Annotated in this window: 19 protein-coding genes; 12 read left to right on the plus strand and 7 right to left on the minus strand. The window is 39.2% G+C overall.

All coding sequences use genetic code 11. From position 1 onward, the window contains the following. Positions 1-15: 15 nt before the first annotated feature. Complete coding sequence (locus FL972_RS00990) at positions 16-795, plus strand: polyprenol monophosphomannose synthase (protein WP_091650373.1); 780 nt, start codon at positions 16-18, stop codon at positions 793-795. Here the strand turns inward: FL972_RS00990 and FL972_RS00995 are convergent. Next, entirely contained in the window at positions 746-1,960 is a 1,215-nt protein-coding gene (locus FL972_RS00995; RefSeq protein ID WP_144602449.1) for an ABC transporter permease, read from the minus strand. The two genes, FL972_RS00990 and FL972_RS00995, sit on opposite strands and share 50 nt — an antisense overlap. Before the next feature lie 39 nt (positions 1,961-1,999). Here FL972_RS00995 and FL972_RS01000 point away from each other — a divergent pair, with 39 nt between their 5' ends. The 6 genes from FL972_RS01000 to FL972_RS01025 all read left to right on the plus strand — a co-directional run bounded on the left by FL972_RS01000 (position 2,000) and on the right by FL972_RS01025 (position 8,106). Beyond that, positions 2,000-3,181, plus strand: a complete 1,182-nt coding sequence (locus FL972_RS01000; protein WP_144602452.1) for an exo-beta-N-acetylmuramidase NamZ family protein — start codon at positions 2,000-2,002, stop codon at positions 3,179-3,181. A 31-nt stretch (positions 3,182-3,212) separates the two neighbouring features. Beyond that, positions 3,213-4,139 (plus strand): methionyl-tRNA formyltransferase, encoded by a 927-nt coding sequence (gene fmt, locus FL972_RS01005; protein WP_222115997.1) that lies wholly within the window; start codon positions 3,213-3,215, stop codon positions 4,137-4,139. A gap of 45 nt (positions 4,140-4,184) precedes the next feature. Next, a complete protein-coding gene (locus FL972_RS01010) occupies positions 4,185-4,691 on the plus strand; it encodes a dihydrofolate reductase (protein WP_144602455.1) in 507 nt (168 codons plus the stop codon). Beyond that, on the plus strand, positions 4,684-5,472 hold the full coding sequence (locus FL972_RS01015) for an SDR family oxidoreductase (protein ID WP_144602457.1): 789 nt from the start codon (positions 4,684-4,686) through the stop codon (positions 5,470-5,472). The genes FL972_RS01010 and FL972_RS01015 overlap by 8 nt, the downstream gene beginning before the upstream one ends. Positions 5,473-5,476: 4 nt before the next feature. Continuing rightward, complete coding sequence (locus FL972_RS01020; protein WP_144602459.1) at positions 5,477-6,733, plus strand: competence/damage-inducible protein A; 1,257 nt, start codon at positions 5,477-5,479, stop codon at positions 6,731-6,733. A gap of 86 nt (positions 6,734-6,819) precedes the next feature. Further along, positions 6,820-8,106, plus strand: coding sequence for a dihydrolipoamide acetyltransferase family protein (locus FL972_RS01025; protein WP_144602461.1), 1,287 nt, complete (start codon positions 6,820-6,822; stop codon positions 8,104-8,106). Positions 8,107-8,131: 25 nt separating this feature from the next. Here FL972_RS01025 and FL972_RS01030 read toward each other — a convergent pair whose 3' ends face one another. From FL972_RS01030 to FL972_RS01050, 5 genes are read right to left on the minus strand one after another with little or no spacing between them, the layout of a single operon-like run. Next, entirely contained in the window at positions 8,132-10,978 is a 2,847-nt protein-coding gene (locus FL972_RS01030) for a PAS domain-containing hybrid sensor histidine kinase/response regulator (RefSeq protein WP_144602462.1), read from the minus strand. Continuing rightward, positions 10,978-11,985, minus strand: coding sequence for a cache domain-containing protein (locus FL972_RS01035; RefSeq protein ID WP_144602464.1), 1,008 nt, complete (start codon positions 11,983-11,985; stop codon positions 10,978-10,980). Before FL972_RS01035 ends, FL972_RS01030 begins: the two co-directional genes overlap by 1 nt. 22 nt (positions 11,986-12,007) lie before the next feature. Beyond that, positions 12,008-12,247 carry a hypothetical protein gene (locus tag FL972_RS01040; protein WP_091650345.1) on the minus strand — a complete coding sequence of 80 codons (240 nt, stop codon included), beginning with the start codon at positions 12,245-12,247 and terminating at the stop codon, positions 12,008-12,010. Next, on the minus strand, positions 12,244-12,660 hold the full coding sequence (locus FL972_RS01045) for an OsmC family protein (RefSeq protein WP_144602466.1): 417 nt from the start codon (positions 12,658-12,660) through the stop codon (positions 12,244-12,246). The genes FL972_RS01040 and FL972_RS01045 overlap by 4 nt, the downstream gene beginning before the upstream one ends. A gap of 39 nt (positions 12,661-12,699) precedes the next feature. Then, positions 12,700-16,077, minus strand: coding sequence for a methylmalonyl-CoA mutase family protein (locus FL972_RS01050; protein ID WP_144602468.1), 3,378 nt, complete (start codon positions 16,075-16,077; stop codon positions 12,700-12,702). 223 nt (positions 16,078-16,300) lie between these two features. On the opposite strand from FL972_RS01050, the gene FL972_RS01055 reads away from it, so the two are divergent. From FL972_RS01055 to FL972_RS01075, 5 genes are all read left to right on the plus strand, one after another. Beyond that, positions 16,301-17,593 (plus strand): acetyl-CoA hydrolase/transferase family protein, encoded by a 1,293-nt coding sequence (locus FL972_RS01055; protein ID WP_144602470.1) that lies wholly within the window; start codon positions 16,301-16,303, stop codon positions 17,591-17,593. A gap of 78 nt (positions 17,594-17,671) precedes the next feature. After that, on the plus strand, positions 17,672-19,018 hold the full coding sequence (locus tag FL972_RS01060) for a sugar porter family MFS transporter (protein WP_144602472.1): 1,347 nt from the start codon (positions 17,672-17,674) through the stop codon (positions 19,016-19,018). Beyond that, positions 19,008-19,883 carry a carbohydrate kinase family protein gene (locus FL972_RS01065; protein WP_144602474.1) on the plus strand — a complete coding sequence of 292 codons (876 nt, stop codon included), beginning with the start codon at positions 19,008-19,010 and terminating at the stop codon, positions 19,881-19,883. The genes FL972_RS01060 and FL972_RS01065 overlap by 11 nt, the downstream gene beginning before the upstream one ends. A 125-nt stretch (positions 19,884-20,008) precedes the next feature. Beyond that, positions 20,009-22,315 carry a TonB-dependent receptor gene (locus FL972_RS01070; protein WP_250161253.1) on the plus strand — a complete coding sequence of 769 codons (2,307 nt, stop codon included), beginning with the start codon at positions 20,009-20,011 and terminating at the stop codon, positions 22,313-22,315. A 12-nt stretch (positions 22,316-22,327) separates the two neighbouring features. Continuing rightward, a complete protein-coding gene (locus FL972_RS01075; RefSeq protein WP_144602476.1) occupies positions 22,328-22,930 on the plus strand; it encodes a hypothetical protein in 603 nt (200 codons plus the stop codon). A gap of 155 nt (positions 22,931-23,085) precedes the next feature. On the opposite strand, the gene FL972_RS01080 is transcribed toward FL972_RS01075, so the two are convergent. Continuing rightward, entirely contained in the window at positions 23,086-23,598 is a 513-nt protein-coding gene (locus tag FL972_RS01080) for a hypothetical protein (protein ID WP_144602478.1), read from the minus strand. Between the last annotated feature and the right edge of the window lie 54 nt (positions 23,599-23,652).

Genomic DNA, 23,652 nt, shown 5'->3' on the forward strand with positions numbered 1-23,652 from the left:
TGATTTTCGGAAAAAATGAAGCACCAAAAATTAGTCATCATCCCCACCTACAATGAAATCGAAAACATTCCTGCAATGATTTCGAAGGTCATGGATTTAGAGGGAGATTTTGAACTTTTAATCATAGACGATCAATCACCTGACGGAACAGCTGAGGCAGTGAAAAGTCTTCAGGCATCATTTCCAGAAAGACTACATTTGATTGAACGAAAAGGCAAATTGGGATTAGGCACAGCCTATATCACTGGATTCAAATGGGCTTTGAAAAATGGCTATGACTACATTTTTGAAATGGATGCAGATTTTTCTCACAATCCCAAAGATTTGATCCGACTCTATGAAGCTTGCGCGGAACAAGGATTCGACCTGTGTATAGGCTCTCGATATATCACAGGTGTGAATGTAGTCAACTGGCCAATTGGAAGGGTTTTGATGTCTTATTTTGCTTCAGTTTATGTGAAATTCATCACTGGCTTACCCATCAAAGATGCCACTGCAGGCTTTAAATGTTATCACAGGTCCGTTCTTGCGGGGATCAATTTGGATGAAATCAGATTTATTGGTTATGCATTCCAAATTGAAATGAAATTCACTGCCTGGAAGCTAGGATTTAAGATTAAGGAGGTTCCGATTATCTTTACTGACAGAACCAAAGGCACTTCAAAAATGAGCTCTGGAATATTCCAGGAAGCAGTTTTTGGTGTGATTTGGATGAAAATCAAAAGTATTTTTTCTCCTTACCGCCTTAATCAAAACGTATTGACTGGATTGGATTTACCCGAGAAATCACAATAACAGGAATCCACAAAACTGCTGCAGTTAAGATAGTAATACCCAAATTGATGGCTATAAAAACAGGCCAATTCCAGTCAATGGGCACATAACTCATATAATAACTTTCCGCATCTAAAGGAATCAAGTTGAAAGTGGATTGAAGAAAACCTAGACCCAAGCCAACCGCATTTCCGATCAGTAGGCCTCTTCCCAAAATGCGAATTCCATTCCAGAAAAATATTCTTCTAATCTGCGCATTTTTAGCACCCAAGGCTTTCAACAAACCAATCATCTGAGTTCTTTCCATAATGAGAATAAAGAGAATGGCTCCCATGTTGAAAACAGCTACAAAACCAATTAAAGTGATAAAGACATATACATTGGTATCCAGTAACTTAAGCCAGTCAAAAATCTCTAGGTACTTATCTTGAGAATTGATCAATTTTAAATCCAAATCCAGGATATTCTCCATCTCAGATACTTGTTGGGAATTAGGTTGCTCCTTGACAAATACTTCCAAACCACCAACTTGCTCAGGCTTCCAGCCATTCAAATTTCTAATCGTCTGAAGCTCACCTATGACAATTTTTTCATCAAAATTTTCCAGAAAAGTTTCATAAATCCCAACTACCTCTACCCTTCTGTATCGTGGTGGATCCTGCACAAAATAGAGGATGATTTTATCGCCTACATTTAAAAGCAATCTATTGGCAATCAGACGGCTAAGCATTACTTCGTTAGAAGTTCCTTCTTCAGGAATTTTGATAAGCCTTCCAGATACCAAATACTTTTTAAAAGTCAGTGTATCAAAGTCTTGCCCCACACCTTTCATCAAGATTCCTTCTACTTCCTGATCGCCTTTAATGAGTGCTGCCTTATGCGCAAAGGACTGAATTCTCTCTACGAAGTCCAGATTATGATAATTCTTTGCAAAATCGCTTTCCAGTGAAAAAGGAGCCTCCTCAAAAGCATTACTCATGGTAAAACGTTGTACCTGATAATGACCTGTAAAGCCATAAACCTTATCAGCAACAGTTTTTTGAAACCCTCCCAAAACCATAAAGGCAAGGATGGAAACAGCCACCCCCAATGCCAAACTTCCCACTGCTATCCCATGAATGGTTGCAGAGAAGCCGCCTGCACGGCGAAAACTGATTCTTTTAGCAATGAAATAGGAAAGGTTCAATGGAGTGATTTAATTTGTCTAAACACAGCGCAAAATAGCATGAAGCACACGAAAAACTTATTTCTCCTACTTTTTTTGACAAGTATTTGTTTCCTTTTCCCTTTTTCACCCACCCAATCTTTTGGACAGATTTTGATGGGCTCCGAAAGGCCAGACCTATATCTCACTCATCTTCAGGGGAAAAAAGTAGGGATCGTGGCCAATCAGACTTCCATCATGCCTCAATCTTCCAATCAACATATCGTTGATTTCCTTTTGGGTCAAAAAGTGAATTTGAAGAAGGTTTTTGTCCCTGAACATGGATTTAGAGGTACTGCAGATGCAGGGGAGAAAGTAGACAATAGTGTGGACCAAAAAACAGGGCTACCAATTATTTCTCTTTATGGAAATAATAAAAAGCCTTCAGCTGATCAAATTAAAGATCTGGATGTAATCATTTTTGATTTGCAGGATGTTGGAGTCAGGTTTTACACCTATATCTCTACTATGCATTACATCATGGAGGCAGCAGCTGAGAATGGTAAAGAAGTTATCATATTTGACAGACCTAACCCAAATGGGAATTATGTGGCCGGCCCCGTTCTGAAAAAAGGCTTTGAAAGCTTTGTGGGAATGCATCCGATTCCTGTTGTCCATGGGCTTACTGTAGGAGAATTAGCACAGATGATCAATGGGGAAAAATGGTTGAAAGGCGGTTTAACCTGTCAAATCAAGGTCATCCCAATGAATGGTTGGAGCCATTCTAGTGTTTACAGTTTACCAGTCAAGCCCTCTCCCAACCTTCCCAACGACCTGTCTGTAAAATTATATCCTAGCACCTGTTTCTTTGAAGGTACAGTGGTCTCATTGGGCCGAGGGACCTATTTTCCATTTCAGGTTTTTGGATATCCCGATCCCAAATTCGGAGAATTTACCTTTACGCCTGTGAGTATTGATGGAATGTCCAAAACCCCTCCCCATCAGGATAAGTTATGCTATGGTAGAGACTTGCGAAAAGAATCTTTGGACCATCGATTTACCTTGGAATATCTTGTTGAAGCATACCAAAAGTCGGATATGAAGGAAAAATTCTTCAATAACTATTTCAATATATTAGCAGGTACAGATCAAATCAAAAAAATGATTCTAGCAGGCAAATCAGCATCTGAAATAGAGGCCTCATGGCAATCAGAGCTGGAGAGTTTCAACAAACTTAGACTTAACTACTTACTGTATAAGTGATCCCAAAATTTAGAATGTACAAACCAACTTCATGAGTAATAAAAATCTTAGAATAGTATACATGGGCACTCCTGAATTTGCGGTGCCAGCATTGGAAAAATTAGTAGCCGCAGGTTGGAATGTCGTAGGTGTAATTACAGCTCCTGATAAGCCTCAAGGACGTGGGCAAAAGCTAGTCGGCTCACCTGTTAAGCAAGCTGCAGAAAAACTTGGCTTGAATATACTGCAACCAAAAAATCTCAAAAGCGAGGAGTTTCAGGAAGAACTAAAAAGCTTGAAAGCTGACCTTCAAATTGTGGTGGCTTTTAGAATGTTGCCTGAATCAGTTTGGAGTATGCCCCCCTTAGGCACTTTTAACCTTCATGCCTCATTACTTCCAAATTATCGTGGGGCTGCTCCTATCAACTGGGCCATTATCAACGGAGAAACCGAAACGGGAGTCACTACTTTTTTTCTCAAACACGAGATCGATACCGGGAGCATCATTTATCAAGAAAAAGTCCCAATTCTTCCGGAAGAAAACTTGGGAGATGTGTACGAAAAGTTGATGAATATAGGCTCTGACTTAGTTCTAAAAACTGTCGAAGATATTGCTAAAGATGAAGTGAAACCTCTACCACAAGATGAAAGTAACGCCATTCATCATGCTCCGAAAATTTTCAAGGAAACCTGCAAGATACATTGGGAAAATACGGCTGAGAACATTCACAACCTGGTAAGGGGACTTTCTCCCTACCCTGCAGCTTGGACAGAGTTAGATGGTAAATTTTGCAAAATCTATCAAACGGAGTTGCTGTCCTCTTCAAGTAATTCTGAACCTGGAAAGCTTTATACCGACGGAAAAACTTATTTGAGAATAGGAACTTCAAAAGGACAACTGGGTATACTGGAGCTGCAAATTGAAGGAAAAAAACGAATGAAAGTCGAGGACTTTCTAAGAGGATATAAATTTGAATAAGAGTCAATAAGGTTAAAACGTCTTAAATCGGTCAAGCAATCTTGTATGGAAATAATATTAATAGCGGCAATAGGGAAAAATAGTGTTTTGGGCAAAGACAATGAATTGCTTTGGAGACTACCTGCTGATTTTAAAAGGTTCAAAGCAATCACCACTGGCAATTACCTTTTGATGGGACGTAAAACCTTTGAGTCCTTGGGAAAACCATTGCCCAATAGAACGCATCTAGTAATTACCCGTGACCCAAACTATCAAGTTCCTGAAGGACATTACCAGTTCACAAGCTTTGAGAAAGCATTTACTTTCTGCAAGAAATTGGATTTAGATAAGCTCTTTGTCATTGGAGGTGGAGAGATTTATACACAGACACTAAAAATGGCTGATAAGATGCTTTTGACTGAGGTAGAAGCCTCACCTGAAGGAGATACTTTTTTCCCTGAATTCGATAAGAGTAACTGGAAGGAAACTTTCAGAGAATTCCATCCAGCAGATGAAAAGCATGCTTATGCTTTTTCCTTTGTAGATTACGAAAAAAAGAGTCACAATGAGTGAAAACAAAGTGATTTGGATAACCGGTGCATCCTCAGGAATCGGCGAGGCCTGCTGTAAAAAATTCAATCAAGAAGGATATCGAGTTATCCTTTCTGCAAGAAATAAAAAAGAATTGAACAGAGTTCAAAGCTCTCTTAACTACCCGGAAAACAGTCAAATACTCTATCTAGATCTTGCTGAACTAGGAAATGTGGATGAATTGTTACAAAAGGCAATTGGTCTTTTTGGCCATGTTGATGTGCTTTTACATAATGGAGGAATCAGTCAGCGCTCTCTTATTCACGAGACAACTTTAGATGTAGACCGACGCTTGATGGAGGTAAATTATTTTGGGACCATCACTTTGACCAAAGCCCTATTGCCCCATTTTATCCACCGAAAAAAGGGGCATTTTGGGGTAGTGACTAGTTTGGTAGGGAAATTTGGCACCCCATTTAGATCATCTTACGCCGCCTCTAAACACGCGCTACATGGTTTTTTCGATACATTGAGAGCAGAGCATCATCAGGATCAAATTCAAGTTACCTTGATCTGTCCAGGCTTCATCAAAACCCAGGTTTCTGTCAATGCTTTAACTTCGGATGGAAGTCCCTTAAACTTAATGGATGATGCACAGGCAAACGGAATGAGTCCAGAAGAATGTGCTAATCAAATTTTTCAAGCTATAACCAAACAAAAACGGGAAGTATTGATTGGAGGAAAAGAAACAATGGGAGTTTACCTGAAAAGATTCTTCCCAGGCATATTTGCCAAATTCCTAACAAAAGCCAAAGTCAGATAAGTAAATGAAGCTAGTAAAAGCAGAAATCATAGCCATAGGAGACGAATTGCTATATGGACAAATCATGGACACCAATAGTCACTGGATTTCTCAGCAATTAGACCTAAAAGGTGTAAAGGTGGTAAGAAAAACTACCGTCGGAGATAATAGAGATGATATTTTAAAGGCCTTTTCAGAGGCTGAAAAAAGGGCGGATTTAGTGCTTATTACAGGTGGGTTAGGCCCAACTCAGGATGACTTGACCAAACCCTTATTGGCTGAGTATTTCAATTGCCCTGTAATTGAGGTTCCAGAGGCTGTCACAGCGATTACGGAATTTTTCAAAAGAAGAGGCCGAGAAATGACCCCTTTAAATGTCTTACAGGGACATTTGCCTTCCTGTTGTGAATACGTTCCTAATCCAGTGGGAACTGCGCCGGGCATGTGGTTTGATCAGAATGAAACTTATTGGATGTCCATGCCGGGTGTACCTCATGAGATGAAGAGGCTCATGAATGACTTTGTTTTGCCCAAATTACCAAGCCTGTTTGAGTTGCCAGTAATCTATCACAAGGTTATAAAAACCGCCGGGATAGGCGAAAGCTGGTTGGCTGATTTGATAGCTGATTGGGAAAATGCGTTACCTGAGCATATCAGATTAGCTTATCTTCCTTCACTGGGACATGTGAAACTGAGGTTAACAGGTTTTGGCAAGGATTTGAGTCAAATTCAGAAAGAAGTGGAAAATCAAATCCAGCTAGTACTACCTAAAATTGAAAAGTACGTATACGGGTTTAATGAAGAAACTCTGGAAACTGCTATCGGCAAGCTTTTGAAGAAAGCCGGGAAAACCCTAGCTTTGGCTGAGAGCTGTTCGGGAGGATATATTTCCCACTTGATAACAAGTATCCCGGGATGTAGTGATTATTTTCAAGGTTCTTTGATTCCTTATCACAACCAATACAAAAAAGATGTCCTAGGAGTAAAAGAGGATACTTTAACGAATTTTGGAGCTGTGAGCGAAGAAACTGTCCATGAAATGGCAAAAGGAATTAGAAGTTTATTTCATGCCGACTTCGGTTTAGCCTCTAGTGGGATAGCCGGACCTGATGGTGGAACAGACGAAAAGCCAGTTGGAACTGTTTGGATAGCTTGTGCCGGAGATGGCTTTTCAGAAGCAAAAAAATTACAATTGACCCAAGACAGATTATTAAATATTCAATTAACTGGGGTTGCTGTTTTGAATTTATTAAGAGTTTGCATCTCTCAATACAACAAATAAAATTTTATACTAAAGGTTTGTTTCAAATGTTTTTAAAATTTAATTTTAAAAGTTGAATGTAAACCCAATTAAATACCGAAAATAGTATGGCGAGTGTAGAAATGCTGATGCCTAAAATGGGCGAAAGTATCATAGAAGGCACCATCCTTACCTGGTTAAAAAAAGAAGGCGACCCTATTGAGCAGGATGAATCTGTCCTGGAGGTTGCCACTGATAAGGTGGATACAGAAGTACCTGCAACCCATGCTGGTGTTTTGAAAAGAATATTGGCTAAAGAGGGAGAGGTAATAGCTGTAGGTGCTCCAATTGCCATCATTGAAACTGCCGGTGAAGAAGCCGCCCCAGCTAATGCTTCTAAGCCTAAGGAAGAGGCTAAAGACGAACTAGTAGCCGCTGCTCCGGAGAAAACTGAGACCTTGATCTCAAGCCCAGAGCCAGTAGTAGCGGATGGAGATGATAGATTCTATTCTCCTCTTGTCAAAAGCATTGCAAAAGAGGAAGGAATTGACGCTTCTGAACTATCCAAAATACCTGGTACCGGCAAAGAAGGCCGAGTAACTAAGCAGGACATGTTGGAATATGTAAAAAACAGAAAAGCTGCACCAAGTGCTTCCTCTCCAAGCCCATCCATAGCTGAACCTAAAGTTCAAGTGAGCGTTTCGGCCAATGATGAAATTATCGAGATGGATAGAATGCGCAAGATGATTGCGCAGCGTATGGTGGATTCCAAGAGAATTTCTCCGCACGTAACATCTTTTGTTGAGGCTGATATGACTAACATCGTATTATGGAGGGAGAAAAATAAAGAAGCCTACAAAAAGAAATACGGAGAATCTATTACTTATACTCCATTCTTCATTGAAGCCATCGCCAAAGCAATCAGAGATTTCCCAATGATCAATATCTCCGTGGATGGAGATAGAATTATCAAGAAGAAGGATATCAACGTAGGAATGGCTGTAGCATTACCGTCTGGAAACCTGATTGTTCCAATCATTAAAAATGCGGATCAGTTAAACTTGGTGGGTATTTCCAAAAAAGTAAACGATCTAGCCAATAGAGCAAGAAATAACAAATTGACTGCCGATGACCTTTCGGGAGGCACATATACCGTATCCAATGTTGGCTCATTCGGGAATGTCATGGGTACTCCTATCATTCCTCAGCCTCAAGTTGCGATTATGGCCGTTGGTGCAATCGTCAAAAAACCTGCGGTGGTAGAAACACCTACTGGAGACGTGATTGCCATTCGACATAAAATGTTCTTATCCCATTCCTATGACCATAGAGTTGTTGACGGATCTTTGGGAGGAATGTTTGTCAGAAAAGTAGCAGATTATTTAGAGGAGTTTGATATGAATTCTTCCTTTTAATATTGACCCCGGCTTGAGTCGGGGTTTATTTTTTCCTCTTTTCTATGATTTTTTTATAATAATGTTCCAATCTTTCAGCCAATACAGCTAATCGTATTGGCTTTGTTAGATAATCATCCATCCCAGACTCTATTGCTTTCATTTGGTCTTCATCAAAAACGTTTGCTGAAAGTCCTATAATCACAAGATCCCTTTTCTTAGGGAGCTTTCTAATCTCATCGGTAGCTTCAAGACCATTCATTATAGGCATCTGTACATCCATCAGGACTATATCAAAATCCTGCTCTTTTACTTTTTCCACAGCTTCCTCTCCATTTCTGGCAACCTCGTATTGAAAACCCAATTGATTTAGCATTAACTTCATCAATTGTAGGTTCAAGTCATTATCTTCAGTCAAAAGAATTTTCAGAGGGTGTGTCTCACCCATTTCTTTGACCTCAGCCCAAGACAATTCCTTCTTGTCAATTTTCAGACTATCCTTCTCTACTTTTTTTACCAAAACAGAAAATTCAAATACCGAGCCTATTCCCTTTTCACTACTGATAACTAAATCTCCTCCTAAGAGCTCTATAAGCTTTTTCGCAATAGCTAATCCCAATCCAGTTCCTTGATAGTTTCGGGTTGCAGAGCTATCTATCTGATAAAATGGTTCGCTTAACTTTTCCAGATGCTCGTCGGATATGCCTATCCCAGTATCGATGATTTTACAATTGATATAATAAGCATCACCGCTTATTTGCTCCAATCCTACGCTGACGTCTACTTTTCCTTTTTCAGGGGTAAACTTGATCGCATTTCCCACAAGATTCAAGAAAATCTGATTGATTTTCACTTTATCTCCCTGTGCTAAAAAGTCCTGTTTGCTAGCTGATTCAAAATTGAATGCTATGTCTTTTTTATTTGCCAGTCCTGAAAGTATCTGTGCCTGATTCTCAAGCTCCTGCATAGGATCAAATACCTCATTGAAAATTTCAACTTTTCCGGCTTCAATTTTAGAGTAGTCCAAAATATCCTTGATTATACCCAAGAGCATATTTCCGGAATTTTTGATGATATCAACATATTGCTGTTGAATTGCATTCAATTTGGTTTGCTCCAAGAGATCTATAATTCCCAATAATCCATTCATCGGGGTTCTGATCTCATGGCTCATATTGGCAAGGAAGTCCGACTTCGCTTTGCTAGCTTGATCCGCAGCATTCATAGCATCCACCAATCCTTTTTCCCAAATCTTCTGAGTAGTAATATCTTTTGAAATAGACATCATTTTCTCAGCATCTAAAGGAAAGAATCTCATTTCAAAATGCTTCTCCCCTTTTGGGCCTTCCCATTTTACATTGATGGTCTGAATGGATCGTTTTTCTCTTGCCTTATAAAAAGCCTCTAAAACCACCCCTGTTTGACCATGTGGCACAAATTCTTGCAGGCTCTTTCCTAAAGTCTGACGGGAGGGTTCTTCCAATTCTTCTTTATCCTGAACATGAAAATCAATAACTCTACTGTCATTATCATACAGAAAAATATTATCCGGGATATTGCCAATGAGAGTTCTCAGCCTATTTTCACTTTCAATCAGCTTAATTCTCGATTGATAAGTATCTGTGATATCTGTACAGATACCCATTCCACCGTTGAACTGACCTGAAGCATCAAAAATCAATTTTTCAAAAACTTTGAGCCTAATCCTTTTTCCATCTGGCATGATAAAATCATACTCAAAGTCAACCAAGTCCCTTTTTTCATCCAATGCCTGAAAAATAATTGCACGGAGATTCTGAACCTCCACATTATTTGATTCAGCCTTGAAAGCAGATCTAAACTCATGAGGTTCCATGCCTAAAATATCCCGAACCTCATCACTGATACGAGTTATCTGCCCTTTGGCATCATGGAAATAAACAAAACCTTTGAGCTCTTGAAGCAATAAATTCTGTTGATCAAATAACTCGCTGATCTCTTGAATATTAGCTTCTTGAGTTCTCTGAAACTCTAAATTATTCTTTATAGAAACCACAAAAAATCCTACAGTAAAAATCAACAAGGCAACAAAACCCAGAAAAAGGAAAAAATATGTTTGGTAAATACCTGAAGTCAAACTTTCTGCAGGAACGGCAAAGACCATCGCTCCAGATTCACTGGAAAGCACAAAACTAAATGGATATTGAGCAATAATACCGCTTGTCTCCTCATCATTCCTTTGCCAAGAAGCTTCATAAAAGCCCTTCAACCCTAAAGCTAAATCATTCTCTAAATCTGCAATTTTGCTTGCTTGAATCTGAATAGAATTACTGTTTAAAGGGATAAGCCGATCATTATAAATCAAAAATTTACCTCCGCCAGGATTGAGATAATAATTCATCACAAACTCCTTTGCATAGGAGACTAAATCCAGTGAATAAAGAACACGAAAGCCCTTTTTCCCTAAAATCAAATTGGAAAATCTCTTTTCATCAGTCGAGGGGAAACCTTTATCAGACTGTGTTCGAAAAAATTCAGTTCTATCATTTTTATTGAAGACCAAAACCGAATCCATCATATCCACCCAAACTGTATCTACTAATTGGGGGAAAGAATTAAACAATCTTCTAACAGCGTAAGTGAATTCTTCATCATAGTCATCCAACTCGTGATTGGGATCCTCCAGATAGTTGATTAATTCCTTGGACTCTTCTTCGAATCTTCTAATCTCAAGTTCAATACCCCGTGAGGCGAGTTCAGTTTGTTTATTTAAAAATTCCTTTCTGGAATTTAATTGAGCATTAAAAATTGCCATGAAAAAGCTAAACCCCAAGGTGATTACCAAAAGGACTAAAAGTGACCCAATGACTAAGGTTAGCCAAAAATCAATACGGTAAGGCTTATTAGTTTCCATTAGCTTTTGATATTGATTTTAATGGCATACCACTCTATCTCTTTGAAAGCCCTACAAACTGCATCAGATAGGTAACTTTCCTCTTTGAATTCAAATTGATCTTTAGATTCCAAAAGGAAAGCCTGCCCCATTTTTCGAACTTCCCTACTTTTACTATTGAATAGATTAAAATCAGAAATTCTGAAATTATCCGATTGGATAGTTTCCCGGTATACATGGTTTTTCAATGGAGGCATGCTCAATGCCTCGATAGCAGAAGACTTTCCCGCTACTATGTCCCCTTTTTTGTTTACAATTAGATAGTCCCCATTAGTGTCTTCTAAAAATCTTTGGATCAGATGGTCTACTGTGATATCAATACCCAAAACAGCAAATAATTCATCTTGATCATACACCGGCTTGATTAGTGACAAAATCCATCCTTGCCCAGCCGGATCGATATATGGTTCGGGTATCCATACATATTCCCTACTAGGATTATTTTCTTGATCTGCTTTGTAATAAAAATTAAAGTCCTTGACATTAATATTTGGGTCTACTATTCCCACAGCATCATAAAAGGGATAAACTCTCGAAACTTGATTTTCTGAATTGGAATAGATCTGTGCTATGATATCATAACGCTTATAAATCTTAGAAAAAATTTCATCCAAACCATTGGTGAATTTCACTTCCTGCCTCGCTTTGGCATAATCTTCCGTTGAATTCAAGATGATAATGGAACTGTAATTTTCCTCTTTCACATACAGACCTTCAGAGAATGGCCCATTCATCTTGTACTTATACCCCTCTAAGTCTCTAAGAATTTTGTCTTTGTTCCTGATCAAAGAATCATAAAAAGTTGAGACCGAGTCAATCTCTTTTTCAAGTGCATTTGCGTGGCTTTCAAAGGAAGATACTAATTCCTGTAAACTTGCTTTATCAGCCTTCTTTTTCTTTTCCCGAAGGTCAGAACATGCCGAAAAAAGAAGTAGAATAGAAACTAAAAATAGTATTGGGGCTCTCATGTATCATATGCTTTGCGGGAAATTAAAGATTTTCCAACTGAGCACGAAATGATTTTCCCATTTCATGAAATCTTTCAACTATTTGCTTAAAAAAATCTCCTTCCAGAAAGCTTTCCAAGTCTGCTTCTTCCAATACATCCATCTCGTTTAACTTGAACGTCTGCTCCATGGGACCAAACTCAAATTTCAAGATGTACTTATTATTCCAGGAGAAAATACTAATTCGTATTTCCTCCCGGATTAATTCCTTGACTACTCTCATCCTGGTCTCTTTACCTCAGAACTATACGTTAATCTGGACTTTAAAGAAGAAGCAACTGAACAATATTTGTCAACGGATAGTGCAACCACTTTTTCAAACTCCTCCTCTGTTGCATTGGGAGAAATTAAAATGAATTTTAAGTGGATATCGGTATAAAATGCAGGTACTCCGTCATTTCGAATTCCTTCCACTTCCACCGAAAAATCGACTATCTCTCTTCTTTTTTTCTTCATCATCAAAACTGCATCCACAGAAGCACAGCCACCCACTGCCGATAAAAGCAAATCCATGGGAGATTGCGCTTTTTTGGCCGGAGCATCGTACATATCGATCTGAACTACATTTCCCTGGGGATTTACAGCTTCGTATTCATAGTCCGCTTTCATTCGGACAGTTACATTTCTTTTTGACATAGCACTTAATCTTTATTCTTTTTGAAAGGCTTACTCACCTTACATGTTTCTTCTATATTGACCACCAACCTCATAAAGCGCTCTCGTAATTTGTCCCAAAGAACAATACTTAGATGCTTCCATTAATCGCTCAAATACATTCTCGTTTTGAATAGCGGCTTTCTTCAAGGACATCAATTGCTCTTCTTCCTTGCCTTTATAAGCATGATGTAAGCTTTTCAAAGTCTGAATCTGAGCTTCTTTTTCCTCTTGAGTAGCTCGAATCACTTCCCCGGGAGTTACAGTTGGAGAACCTTCACTGGAAAGGAATGTATTCACACCAATAATCGGATACTCTCCAGTATGTTTCAGCATTTCATAATGCATACTCTCTTCCTGAATTTTACCTCTTTGGTACATAGTCTCCATCGCTCCTAGGACTCCACCTCTTTCAGTGATTCTATCAAACTCCACGTAAACTGCTTCTTCCACCAAATCAGTCAATTCTTCAATAATGAAAGCGCCCTGCAATGGGTTTTCATTTTTAGCTAATCCTAATTCTTTATTGATAATCAACTGAATCGCCATTGCCCTCCTTACAGATGCCTCAGTTGGAGTTGTAATCGCTTCATCATACGCATTGGTATGCAGGGAATTACAGTTGTCATAAATTGCATACAAGGCCTGTAGAGTCGTTCTGATATCATTGAAATCAATTTCCTGTGCATGTAGAGATCTTCCAGAGGTCTGAATATGATACTTCAGCATTTGCGAGCGTTCATTCGCCCCGTACTTCAGCTTCATCGCTTTGGCCCAGATTCTTCTAGCCACTCGTCCAATTACCGCATACTCCGGATCAATTCCATTGGAAAAGAAGAAAGATAGATTTGGGGCAAAATCATTGACATCCATTCCTCTGGAAACATAGTATTCCACATACGTGAATCCATTGGAAAGCGTTAATGCCAATTGCGTGATAGGATTAGCTCCAGCTTCAGCAATATGATATCCTGAAATAGAAACTGAATAAAAGTTTCTGACTTTGTTTTGTATAAAATATTGCTGCACATCACCCATGAGCCTCAGAGAAAACTCCGTGGAGAAAATACAGGTATTTTGTGCCTGATCTTCTTTGAGAATATCTGCCTGAACAGTCCCCCTTACTTTAGAAATGGTATCTGCTTTAATTTTTTCATAAACCTCCTTCGGCAAAACCTGATCTCCGGTCACACCCAAAAGCATCAAGCCCAAGCCATCATTGCCTTCAGGAATCTCGGCATTGTAAGTTGGTCTTTTCAGCCCTTTCTTTTGGTAAATGGCATCAATTTTCTGATTGATTTCATCTTCTAAACCATTGGCTTTAATATAAACCTCACATTGCTGATCAATAGCTGCATTCATGAAAAATGCAGTCATGGTAGCTGCGGGGCCATTGATAGTCATCGAGACTGAAGTCAAAGGGTCTACCAGATTAAATCCTGAATAGAGCTTCTTAGCATCATCCAAGCAGCAAACATTCACTCCGGAGTTTCCAATTTTGCCATAAATATCCGGTCTATAATCAGGATCCTCACCATAAAGAGTCACGGAGTCAAAAGCCGTGGACAATCGCTTGGCCGGCATATCCTTCGAAACATAGTGGAATCGCTTGTTGGTACGCTCAGGCCCACCTTCACCCGCAAACATTCTAGTAGGATCTTCACCTTCTCTTTTGAAAGGGAAAACTCCAGCAGTGTAAGGGAATTTTCCAGGTACGTTTTCTCTAAGCCCCCATTTTAATAGCTCACCCCAAGCTTCATACTTAGGAAGTGAAACCTTCGGAATTCTTGAATCCGCAAGCGATTTATGGAAAGTTTTTACCTTGATCTCCTTATCCCTTACTTTGAAAACATAGAAATCCTCCTGATATCTAGCGGCTTCTTCTGGCCACTCTTCCAGCCATTTCTTGTTTTTTGGATCTAAATTCAGCTCGACTTGAGTATAGACTTCTTCTAATTCTTTTTTCAATCTGTCTTTGTCCTCTACACCGGATTCTTCAATAGTGTCAATTGATTTCCGAATGGAATAAAGCTTTTGAGCAATCTCTTTTTGCTCTTCTACCCACTTGTCGTAGTTCCTGTTGTTCTCAGTAATCTCGCTTAGATATCGGGTCCTTGCAGGTGGAATAATATAGATCTTTTCAGAACTACCGGATGTCAATTCGGAACTGCTTTCAAAAGACTCAAACTTCTCATTGACTTTGGAAATGATTGCCTTATAAAGCTGATTCATTCCCGGATCGTTGAATTGAGAAGCAATGGTACCGAAAACAGGTAAATCTTCGTCTTTCGCTTCCCATAGATTGTGATTGCGTTTGAATTGCTTTTTCACATCCCGAATAGCATCTAGAGCCCCTCTTTTATCAAACTTGTTCAGTGCAATGATATCTGCAAAATCCAGCATATCGATCTTCTCCAATTGAGATGCGGCACCATATTCCGGAGTCATCACGTAGAGGGATAAATCTGAATGCTCGATAATTTCTGTATCTGACTGACCAATACCTGATGTTTCTAAAATCACCAAGTCAAATCCAGCCGCTTTCACAGTATCTACAGCATCTTGGACATATCGAGATAGAGCTAAGTTTGATTGTCTGGTGGCCAGAGACCTCATAAACACTCTGGGATGATGAATTGCATTCATGCGGATTCTATCGCCCAAAAGAGCTCCTCCAGTTTTTCTTTTGGAAGGGTCTACGGATATGATTGCGAGAGTTTTATCTTCAAAATCCAAAACAAATCTCCTGACCAATTCATCAACCAAGGAAGATTTTCCAGCCCCTCCAGTTCCTGTAATTCCCAAAACCGGGGTTTTTGACGCCTTGCTTTTTGATCTTACTTCTTCCAACAATTTTTTGGATTGATCAGGGAAGTTTTCAAAAGCAGAGATCAGTCTGGCCACATGATTTTTTTTATCTCTTTCCAGAGCAAATTCTTCCGGCAACTCATCTCCAATTGGAAAGTCGCATTGCTTTACTAAGTCATTGATCATTCCCTGAAGACCCATTGCTCTTCCATCGTCAGGAGCATAGATTCTGGAAATACCATATTCATGCAATTCCTTGATCTCTTCAGGAAGGATTGTTCCACCTCCCCCTCCGAAAAGCTTGATATGTCCAGCTCCTTTTTCATGAAGCAAATCATACATGTATTTGAAAAATTCTACGTGCCCTCCCTGATAAGAAGTAATGGCAATAGCTTGGACATCTTCCTGAATCGCACAATCGACAATCTCCTGAACCGAGCGATTGTGTCCTAAATGAATCACTTCACAACCAGTGGATTGAATGATTCTTCTCATAATATTGATCGCTGCATCATGCCCATCAAAAAGTGAGGCTGCAGTGACAATACGAATGTGATTTTTTGGCTTATAAATCTCCGCTTGGGTAGTCATACTTATGGGTTTATATACTCTATTTTTTGGGCTTTGAAACGACATTCAAGCCGATCTTTTCAGTCTGCGAATATAACAAATTTAAGGCTGCCTTAGGTTTAAAACACGTGATCAAACAAAATATTATTTGGTAGGCAAACAGATAAATCAAGCGGTTAGCTGACAATTGTCATCTTTTTTTATCATCTTAATTTAAACCTTTGGGGAATAAAAAAAATTGAAAATGATCAACTATACCACAGCAACTGAAGCAGTTCAGCTGGTTCAAAGCCATCAACGCGTATTTATTCACGGAAGTGCAGCAACCCCCACCACTCTTTTGTATGCATTGGCAGACAGAAAAAAAGAATTGAGAAATGTCGAAATCGTGGCAATCACTACGCTAGGTCCTATGCCTTTGGTAGAACCCGATTGTAAAGGGAGTTTCTTTATGAATTCCCTTTTCGTTTCAACTAATATCAGAACTGCCGTCAATACAGATCAGGGGGGCTATGTCCCTATTTTCTTGAGTGAAATCGGACACCTTTTTAGGAATAAAATTTTGGAAATTGATGTAGCAATGATTCAGGTTTCAGAGCCTGATGCACATGGGTTTTGTTCGTTGGGAACCTCAGTGGATATTGCCAAACCTGCAGTCGAAACCGCCAAAGTGATTATTGCGCAAGTCAATAAGCAAATGCCCCGAACACATGGAGATGGACATATTCATATTTCAAAATTTGATAAAGCTATCTATGTAGACGAACCACTACCTGAAGTAAACTATCTCGGAAAAATTACGGAGAAGGAAATTCAGATTGGCAATCACATAGCCTCTATTATAGAGGACAGATCAACCCTTCAAATGGGCATTGGTGCAATTCCTGATGCAGTTTTAAATAGCCTTCATCATCATAAAGATTTGGGAGTACATACAGAAATGTTTTCCAACGGAATCCTGAACCTGATGAAATCGGGGGCTGTCACCAATGCCTATAAGAAAAAACATCCCGGCAAAGTAGTTTCCGCTTTTACTGCAGGTTCAGCAGAATTATACCGGGAAATCCACGATAACCCTGAATTCTCATTTCATGAAGCAGCCTATGTTAATGATACTTCTGTAATCAGGAAAAACCCGAAAGTAGTATCGATCAACTCCTGTGTTGAACTTGATTTGACAGGACAAGTCTGTGCCGATTCGATAGGAAGCTATCATTATTCGGGAGTTGGTGGACAAATGGATTTTATGAGAGGAGCTTCACTGTCTGTGGGAGGAAAACCCATTATGGCATTAACAGCCTGCACAAAATCAGGAGAATCAAAAATTGTCCCTTTCCTAAAACCAGGAGCCGGAGTAGTTACGACAAGAGCACATGTTCAATATGTAGTGACAGAGTTTGGAGTCGTCAATTTGTATGGAAAGAATCTGAGACAGAGATCATATGAATTGATGAGAATCGCTCATCCAGATCATAGAGAAAGTCTGGAAAGAGCTATTGTAGAAAGATTTGGTAGCTATATCTATCCATTTCGTTGATTTGGCAATTTCATAAATGGGGTTTTGAATTATGCTGCTTCTACTTAGATTAGCGAATGATAAACCCCATTTCTTTTTATGTCTTCTAATAAATATGTCTTTTTCATTTCCATCACAGCTGCTCTTGGCGGCTTTTTATTTGGATTTGATACAGCTGTAATTTCAGGTGCGGAAAGAGCGATACAAGAAGTATGGCAATTAAGTGATTGGATGCATGGATTAGCCATTGCATCCGCTTTGTATGGAACTGTAATCGGCGCATTGCTAGGAGGAATACCAGCAGACAAATTTGGAAGAAAGAAAAGCTTACTCTGGATAGGTATATTTTATTTAGTTTCCGCTGTGGGTTCAGGAATGGCGTGGGACGTCACCTCCTTTACCATTTTTAGATTTATTGGTGGTTTAGGTGTAGGTGCATCCTCGGTAGTTGCTCCTATGTATATCTCTGAAATCGCTCCTGCAAAAAACCGGGGACTCTTGGTAGCCCTGTATCAGTTTAATATTGTATTTGGAATTGTAATCGCCTATGTCTCCAATTATCTAATCGGAACTGCTGGCTTGCCAGAAGAGTGGCGATGGATGCTGATTGTTGAAGGAATACCAGCTTTGATATACAGTGTAATGATTTTCAGAATACCTGAAAGTCCAAGATGGCTAATCGCCAAATTTAATGATCAAAGTCAAGCTAGAACCATTTTAACTCGGACAGATCCTGAAGGTGCCGAAGAGGCAATTAGACTTTCCATTGAAGAAGAAAAAAGGCAAAAGTCCAAAGCGAGCATTTCAACTCTTTTCAATTCAAAATACCTTTCCAGCACTCTTCTAGCGGTTATGATTGCCTTTTTTAATCAGGTATCAGGAATTAATGCCATCATCTACTTTGCTCCAAGAGTATTTGAAATGGCGGGGATTTCCACGGAAAACGCTTTAATCTCAACTGTAGGAATTGGAATCGTCAACTTGCTTGGTACTTTTTTAGGACTTTATTTGATAGATCGATTGGGAAGAAAAAAGTTGATGTATATTGGTTCCGCCGGTTATATCATCTCATTATCCTTGATGGCATATAACTTTCTGGGGCCTGGAATTCCATCTTTCTGGCTCCCTATTTTTGTTTTCGGATTTATCGTTTCTCACGCAGTAGGACAAGGTTCGGTGATTTGGGTATTCATTTCAGAAATGTTTCCTAATGAACTTAGAGCATATGGCCAATCGCTGGGCTCTTTTACCCATTGGATTTTAGCCGCTGTAATTGCCAATGTCTTTCCTTTCTTTGCCAATGCATTCGGACCAGGCTACATCTTTGCTTTCTTTGCATTAATGATGGTTTGGCAACTCCTTTGGGTGAAATTTAAAATGCCGGAAACCAAAGGAAGAACTCTGGAAGAAATTCAAAAAGATTTACATCAAGACTATGCCTCATAAAGTTTTTATTTTCGGTGAAATGCTATGGGATTGCTTACCTGGCGGTTCGAAAGCAGGTGGTGCGCCTTTGAACGTGGCCCTGAATCTTCACCAATTAGGACTGGATTCCAACCTTATCTCCGGAATAGGAAATGATTTAGATGGAGAAAAATTAGTGGAATACATGAAGAGTTATGGGATCTCGGATAAGTTTATTCAAAGAAAAGACCCTTATCAGACCTCAAAAGTCCTGGTTGACAATTCTGATCCTGAAAATATCAAGTATACCATTTTACCCAATGTAGCTTGGGATCATATTTCTATTACAGATGAATTGATTCAGGAAAGCCAGAACTGTGATGCTTTTATTTTTGGAACATTGGGAGTTAGAAGCAATGAAAGTCTCAAAACACTTTTAGCATTACTCCCGAAGCAAAAATTGAGGATTTTTGATGCCAATTTGAGAAGTCCATTTTACGATTTCGAAGTGATTGAAACTCTTCTTGGGTACACCGAAATTCTAAAAATCAACGAAGATGAATTAGAAATTTTCGCAGACTACTTCAATACAGAAGCTAAAGTAGAAAGTCTATGTGAATTTTTGGATCATAATTTTCCCATTGAAATCATCTGCATCACTTTGGGATCCAAGGGCGCTATGATTTATCAAAATGGACAAATCACACAGCATCCTGGGTATAAAATCAAAGTGAAAGACTCCATAGGAGCTGGAGATGCTTTCTTGAGCGGATTTGTCAAAACATACCTAGACGGCAAAAATTCAGAGGAGATTTTGGATTTTGCCTGTAAAATCGGAGCATTTGTAGCAACTCAAGAAGGGGGCACACCCAAGTATCAAGTAAGCAACATTAATCAAATACATTGAAATTTGGCTGTTTTTTGAAAAAATCGAGCATTTTTCTTCCTCAGGGATAAAAACCACTTATCCCTTTTTGCAACTTTGTTTCACTTTTTCTGGTATAAAGCTACAAAGCACTTTATTTTTGTGGCGTGAAGAAACTGATACCCTACATTACTGTATTTCTGACAACCCTAATTCTGGCTTTCCCTTCTAAAGCTCAGAACTGCAACCTGTCTATTCGGGGTAAGGTGATTCATTTAGAAAATAACCAACCCATCCCGGGAGCTTACGTGTGGCTGGAAGAAACCAAGCAAGGTGTAGTGACTGATCTTGACGGTAACTTTCTTATAAGAAATCTTTGTCAAGGCGAATACAATTTGAAAATCCAGTTTTTGGGGCATAAGGAAATTCAGGAAAAAATAGACTTGGCTTCCAGTTCATTCAATAAAACATTTCGAATGGAAGAAGAGTCCTTCGCTCTTTCTGGGGTAGAAATTCACGGACACAGAGATGCTGTTCAAACGACTACAGCGGTAACTGCTCTATATGGTGAGCAATTATTGGAGTCCAGAGGAGAAAACTTGGGAGAAAGCCTCAAAAGAGTTGCTGGTGTCACTACTTTTTCCACGGGAAATAGCATAGCAAAGCCAGTGATTCATGGTTTGCACTCCAATAGAATCATGATTCTGAATAATGGAATCCGACTTGAAGGACAACAATGGGGAGCTGAGCACGCCCCTGAGATTGATCCTTTTTTAGCAGATGAAATTACAGTAATAAAAGGTGCTGAAACAGTTCGCTTTGGGCCGGAGGCTATGGGTGGAGTGATTCTAGTTAGTCCGGCTGAAATCCCTACCAAAAGTGAAAGTAAGACAGATCTATATGTTTTAGGCGCAAGTAATGGTAGAATGGGGAATGTTTCTGTTACTCACCAAGATGGATTCAAAAGCATCAAAGGCTTGGGATACAGAGTTCAAGGGTCGGTAAAAAGGGCGGGTAATATTCAAAGTCCGGATTACTATCAGGCAAATACAGGGCTGAATGAAATCAACTTTTCTGGTGCACTTGGATATACGAGTCCAAAATTAGGAGCAGAGATTTATTATAGTTTTTTCAACACCGAATTGGGGATATTGAGAGATTCCCATACAGGAAATTTGACTGATTTACAGGAAATTATTGCCAATGGCAGGCCTTTTTCCAATGTGGGCTTCACTTATGATATCTTAAACCCAAAGCAGAAAGTAGCGCATCATCTTGGAAAAATAAAGTCTCATTATCATATCAACTCCAACTGGAAAGCAAATCTTCAATATGGTTTTCAGCTCAACCAAAGACAGGAATTTGATAGAAGAAGAGGAGATTTAAATGAAAGAGCTAGTTTGGATTTGGAGCTATTCACCAATACTCTTGACTTATTCGTAGACCATACCCACCCAAATGAGTTTAGCGGTACTTGGGGATTGAATATTATTCAACAGGCAAACAGCAACATTCCAGGAACTGGAGTAACTCCCCTAATTCCGAATTATCAAATGCTCAACATGGGTTTCTATGGAATTGAAAAATATTCCAAAGGACCTTTGGAAATTGAAGGCGGTATTAGGTTTGATTTTAGAGATGTCTCTACAGCAAGATTCGTCAATAATGAGCTAGAGGAAGTGGACTTGAACTACAGCAATTTCACAGCTTTTCTAGGTGCTTATTACCAATTATCCCCAAGTCTTACTTTTTCTACCAATTTGGGTTCCGCATGGAGACCACCGAATATCAATGAATTATTTTCCCAAGGATTACACCATGGGGCAGCTGCTGTGGAAATAGGTGATCAAGATTTGAACTCAGAAAAATCCCTAAAGTGGGTAAACTCACTTGAGTTTACTTCCAATAAATCAACCTTTGAGTTAACTGCTTACGCCAATAGGATTTCAAATTACATTTACCTCAATCCCACAGGAGATACTTTTGTGAGTTTGAGAGGTACTTTCAATGTTTATGAGTACCTGCAGGCAAATGCGCTGTTTTATGGATTTGATTTTTCTGGAAGCTATGAATTCACCTCCAATTTCAATGCTTACGTCAAAGGATCCATCATTAGGGCAAAAAATACAGACGAAGACAATTTCTTTCCATTTATTCCTTCGGACAGAATGGATTGGGGACTTTCTTATAAGCTAGGCCGGGAAAAAAAGACCCACAAATTTACTATCAGTAATCAGTTGGTTGCGAGACAAAACCGAGAGCCTGATTTTGATTTGGCTCCTGCTCCTGATGCTTATGCTTTATTCAACTTTGGGTATTTAAGACAATTGCCAATTGGACAAAACAAATTGAATCTTGGGCTACAGGTTCAAAATATCTTCAATACCAGCTATAAAGAGTACATGAACAGATTTCGATACTTCACTGATGATATCGGAAGAAACATCCTTTTGAAAATCAATTACCAATTTTAATTTATAAACACAATGAAAACTATCCAAAAAATCCCTTTTTACGCATTAATCGTAAGTTTATTCGTATTTACTGCCTGCGAGCCGGAAGAGCCTGTAGAGGAAAATGACGGAGAAGTAATTACTGATGTGACCTTAAATTTTACTGAGTTGGATGCTTCGGGTAATCCTATTGGTACACCAATCAGTTTCAAGGCTTCTGACCCAGAAGGAATTGAAGTAGGAGCTTCTCCTGTAGTGCAGACTGTAAGCCTTATGAAAGGTAAAACCTACCGTTTAGACATTGAAGTATTCAATGCTATCGAAAACGAGGATATTACAGAAGAGATTTTAGAGGAAGCTGATGAGCATCAGTTTTATTTCTTGGGATCAGCTTTCGTGGGATCTTCCGCACCACTTACTTATGTCTACGATGATGAAAGCGGAGAACTAATCGGTGTAAGAGGTATCGTTACAGTAGCTTCTTCTCCAGGTTTCAACAATGCTCAAATGAGAATTGTCTTGAGACACGATTTGGATAAAAACTATCCAGGAGCCAACAATCCAAACTTTGAAAATTTTGTGATGGCAGGTGGAGAAACCGATTTAGACATCACTTTCCCACTAGTCTTAAATTAAAAAAAAATTAGGCTGTCTCAAAAGTGCAATATGTCAAATTGAGCGAAGTCGAAATGTAGGCCACAACGATAGAAATGGCCTTCGACTCCCTGCCTGCGTCAGACAGGCGCTCAGGCTGACACTAGAGCTATTTATGAGACAGCCTCTTTTTTATTCTAATAATCCTTCCCGCAAATCACCATTTGAGACGGATCAAAATTGGAAGCATTCGCAGCTTTTCCAATATTTCCAGCAACCAAAATTGTATTGTAATCAGGTCCATCGGCAGCTAGATGAACTTTGATATGCCCTTCAAATCCTAATAGTTCATTGAACAGTAATCGATTTCCGTTGGTCATTTGCTCCAATACAGTCACTGATTTTAGGGATGCTGCATTTACCGGCTTGAGCATAAATGCTATTGTGGCTTGTGGGGTATTGATATTCCCAAAATGCAGATGAGCCGGGTAACTTACACTTGCATCACCTCTGGAACCTTCCAGATCAATACTCATCTCCAAATTCCCACCGATCAATTCCCTGACGGTCGCAGTTCCAGAAAAATCAAAATCTGAGGCTTTGAATAAAGTATATTCAACCTGCTTGCCGGTGTATTTATTTGATTCAAATGAGTCAGTGCAGGATATGAAAATTAACCCGGAAAGTAGCGCAAAAATTAACTTTTTCATGAATAGCTTGTTTTCAAATTGGTAAACGGCAAGAAGTCCATTAAGTTAAGATTT

Source organism: Algoriphagus algorifonticola, from assembly GCF_007655305.1.
Lineage (GTDB): Bacteria > Bacteroidota > Bacteroidia > Cytophagales > Cyclobacteriaceae > Algoriphagus > Algoriphagus algorifonticola.

Bases quoted from the DNA above. Each gene is read 5' to 3' on its own strand.
- FL972_RS00990 (WP_091650373.1), top strand. From the start codon at position 16: ATGAAGCACCAAAAATTAGTCATCATCCCCACCTACAATGAAATCGAA.
- FL972_RS01000 (WP_144602452.1), top strand. From the start codon at position 2,000: ATGAAGCACACGAAAAACTTATTTCTCCTACTTTTTTTGACAAGTATT.
- fmt (WP_222115997.1), top strand. From the start codon at position 3,213: ATGAGTAATAAAAATCTTAGAATAGTATACATGGGCACTCCTGAATTT.
- FL972_RS01010 (WP_144602455.1), top strand. From the start codon at position 4,185: ATGGAAATAATATTAATAGCGGCAATAGGGAAAAATAGTGTTTTGGGC.
- FL972_RS01015 (WP_144602457.1), top strand. From the start codon at position 4,684: ATGAGTGAAAACAAAGTGATTTGGATAACCGGTGCATCCTCAGGAATC.
- FL972_RS01020 (WP_144602459.1), top strand. From the start codon at position 5,477: ATGAAGCTAGTAAAAGCAGAAATCATAGCCATAGGAGACGAATTGCTA.
- FL972_RS01025 (WP_144602461.1), top strand. From the start codon at position 6,820: ATGGCGAGTGTAGAAATGCTGATGCCTAAAATGGGCGAAAGTATCATA.
- FL972_RS01030 (WP_144602462.1), bottom strand. From the start codon at position 10,978: ATGGAAACTAATAAGCCTTACCGTATTGATTTTTGGCTAACCTTAGTC.
- FL972_RS01035 (WP_144602464.1), bottom strand. From the start codon at position 11,985: ATGAGAGCCCCAATACTATTTTTAGTTTCTATTCTACTTCTTTTTTCG.
- FL972_RS01040 (WP_091650345.1), bottom strand. From the start codon at position 12,247: ATGAGAGTAGTCAAGGAATTAATCCGGGAGGAAATACGAATTAGTATT.
- FL972_RS01045 (WP_144602466.1), bottom strand. From the start codon at position 12,660: ATGTCAAAAAGAAATGTAACTGTCCGAATGAAAGCGGACTATGAATAC.
- FL972_RS01050 (WP_144602468.1), bottom strand. From the start codon at position 16,077: ATGACTACCCAAGCGGAGATTTATAAGCCAAAAAATCACATTCGTATT.
- FL972_RS01055 (WP_144602470.1), top strand. From the start codon at position 16,301: ATGATCAACTATACCACAGCAACTGAAGCAGTTCAGCTGGTTCAAAGC.
- FL972_RS01060 (WP_144602472.1), top strand. From the start codon at position 17,672: ATGTCTTCTAATAAATATGTCTTTTTCATTTCCATCACAGCTGCTCTT.
- FL972_RS01065 (WP_144602474.1), top strand. From the start codon at position 19,008: ATGCCTCATAAAGTTTTTATTTTCGGTGAAATGCTATGGGATTGCTTA.
- FL972_RS01075 (WP_144602476.1), top strand. From the start codon at position 22,328: ATGAAAACTATCCAAAAAATCCCTTTTTACGCATTAATCGTAAGTTTA.
- FL972_RS01080 (WP_144602478.1), bottom strand. From the start codon at position 23,598: ATGAAAAAGTTAATTTTTGCGCTACTTTCCGGGTTAATTTTCATATCC.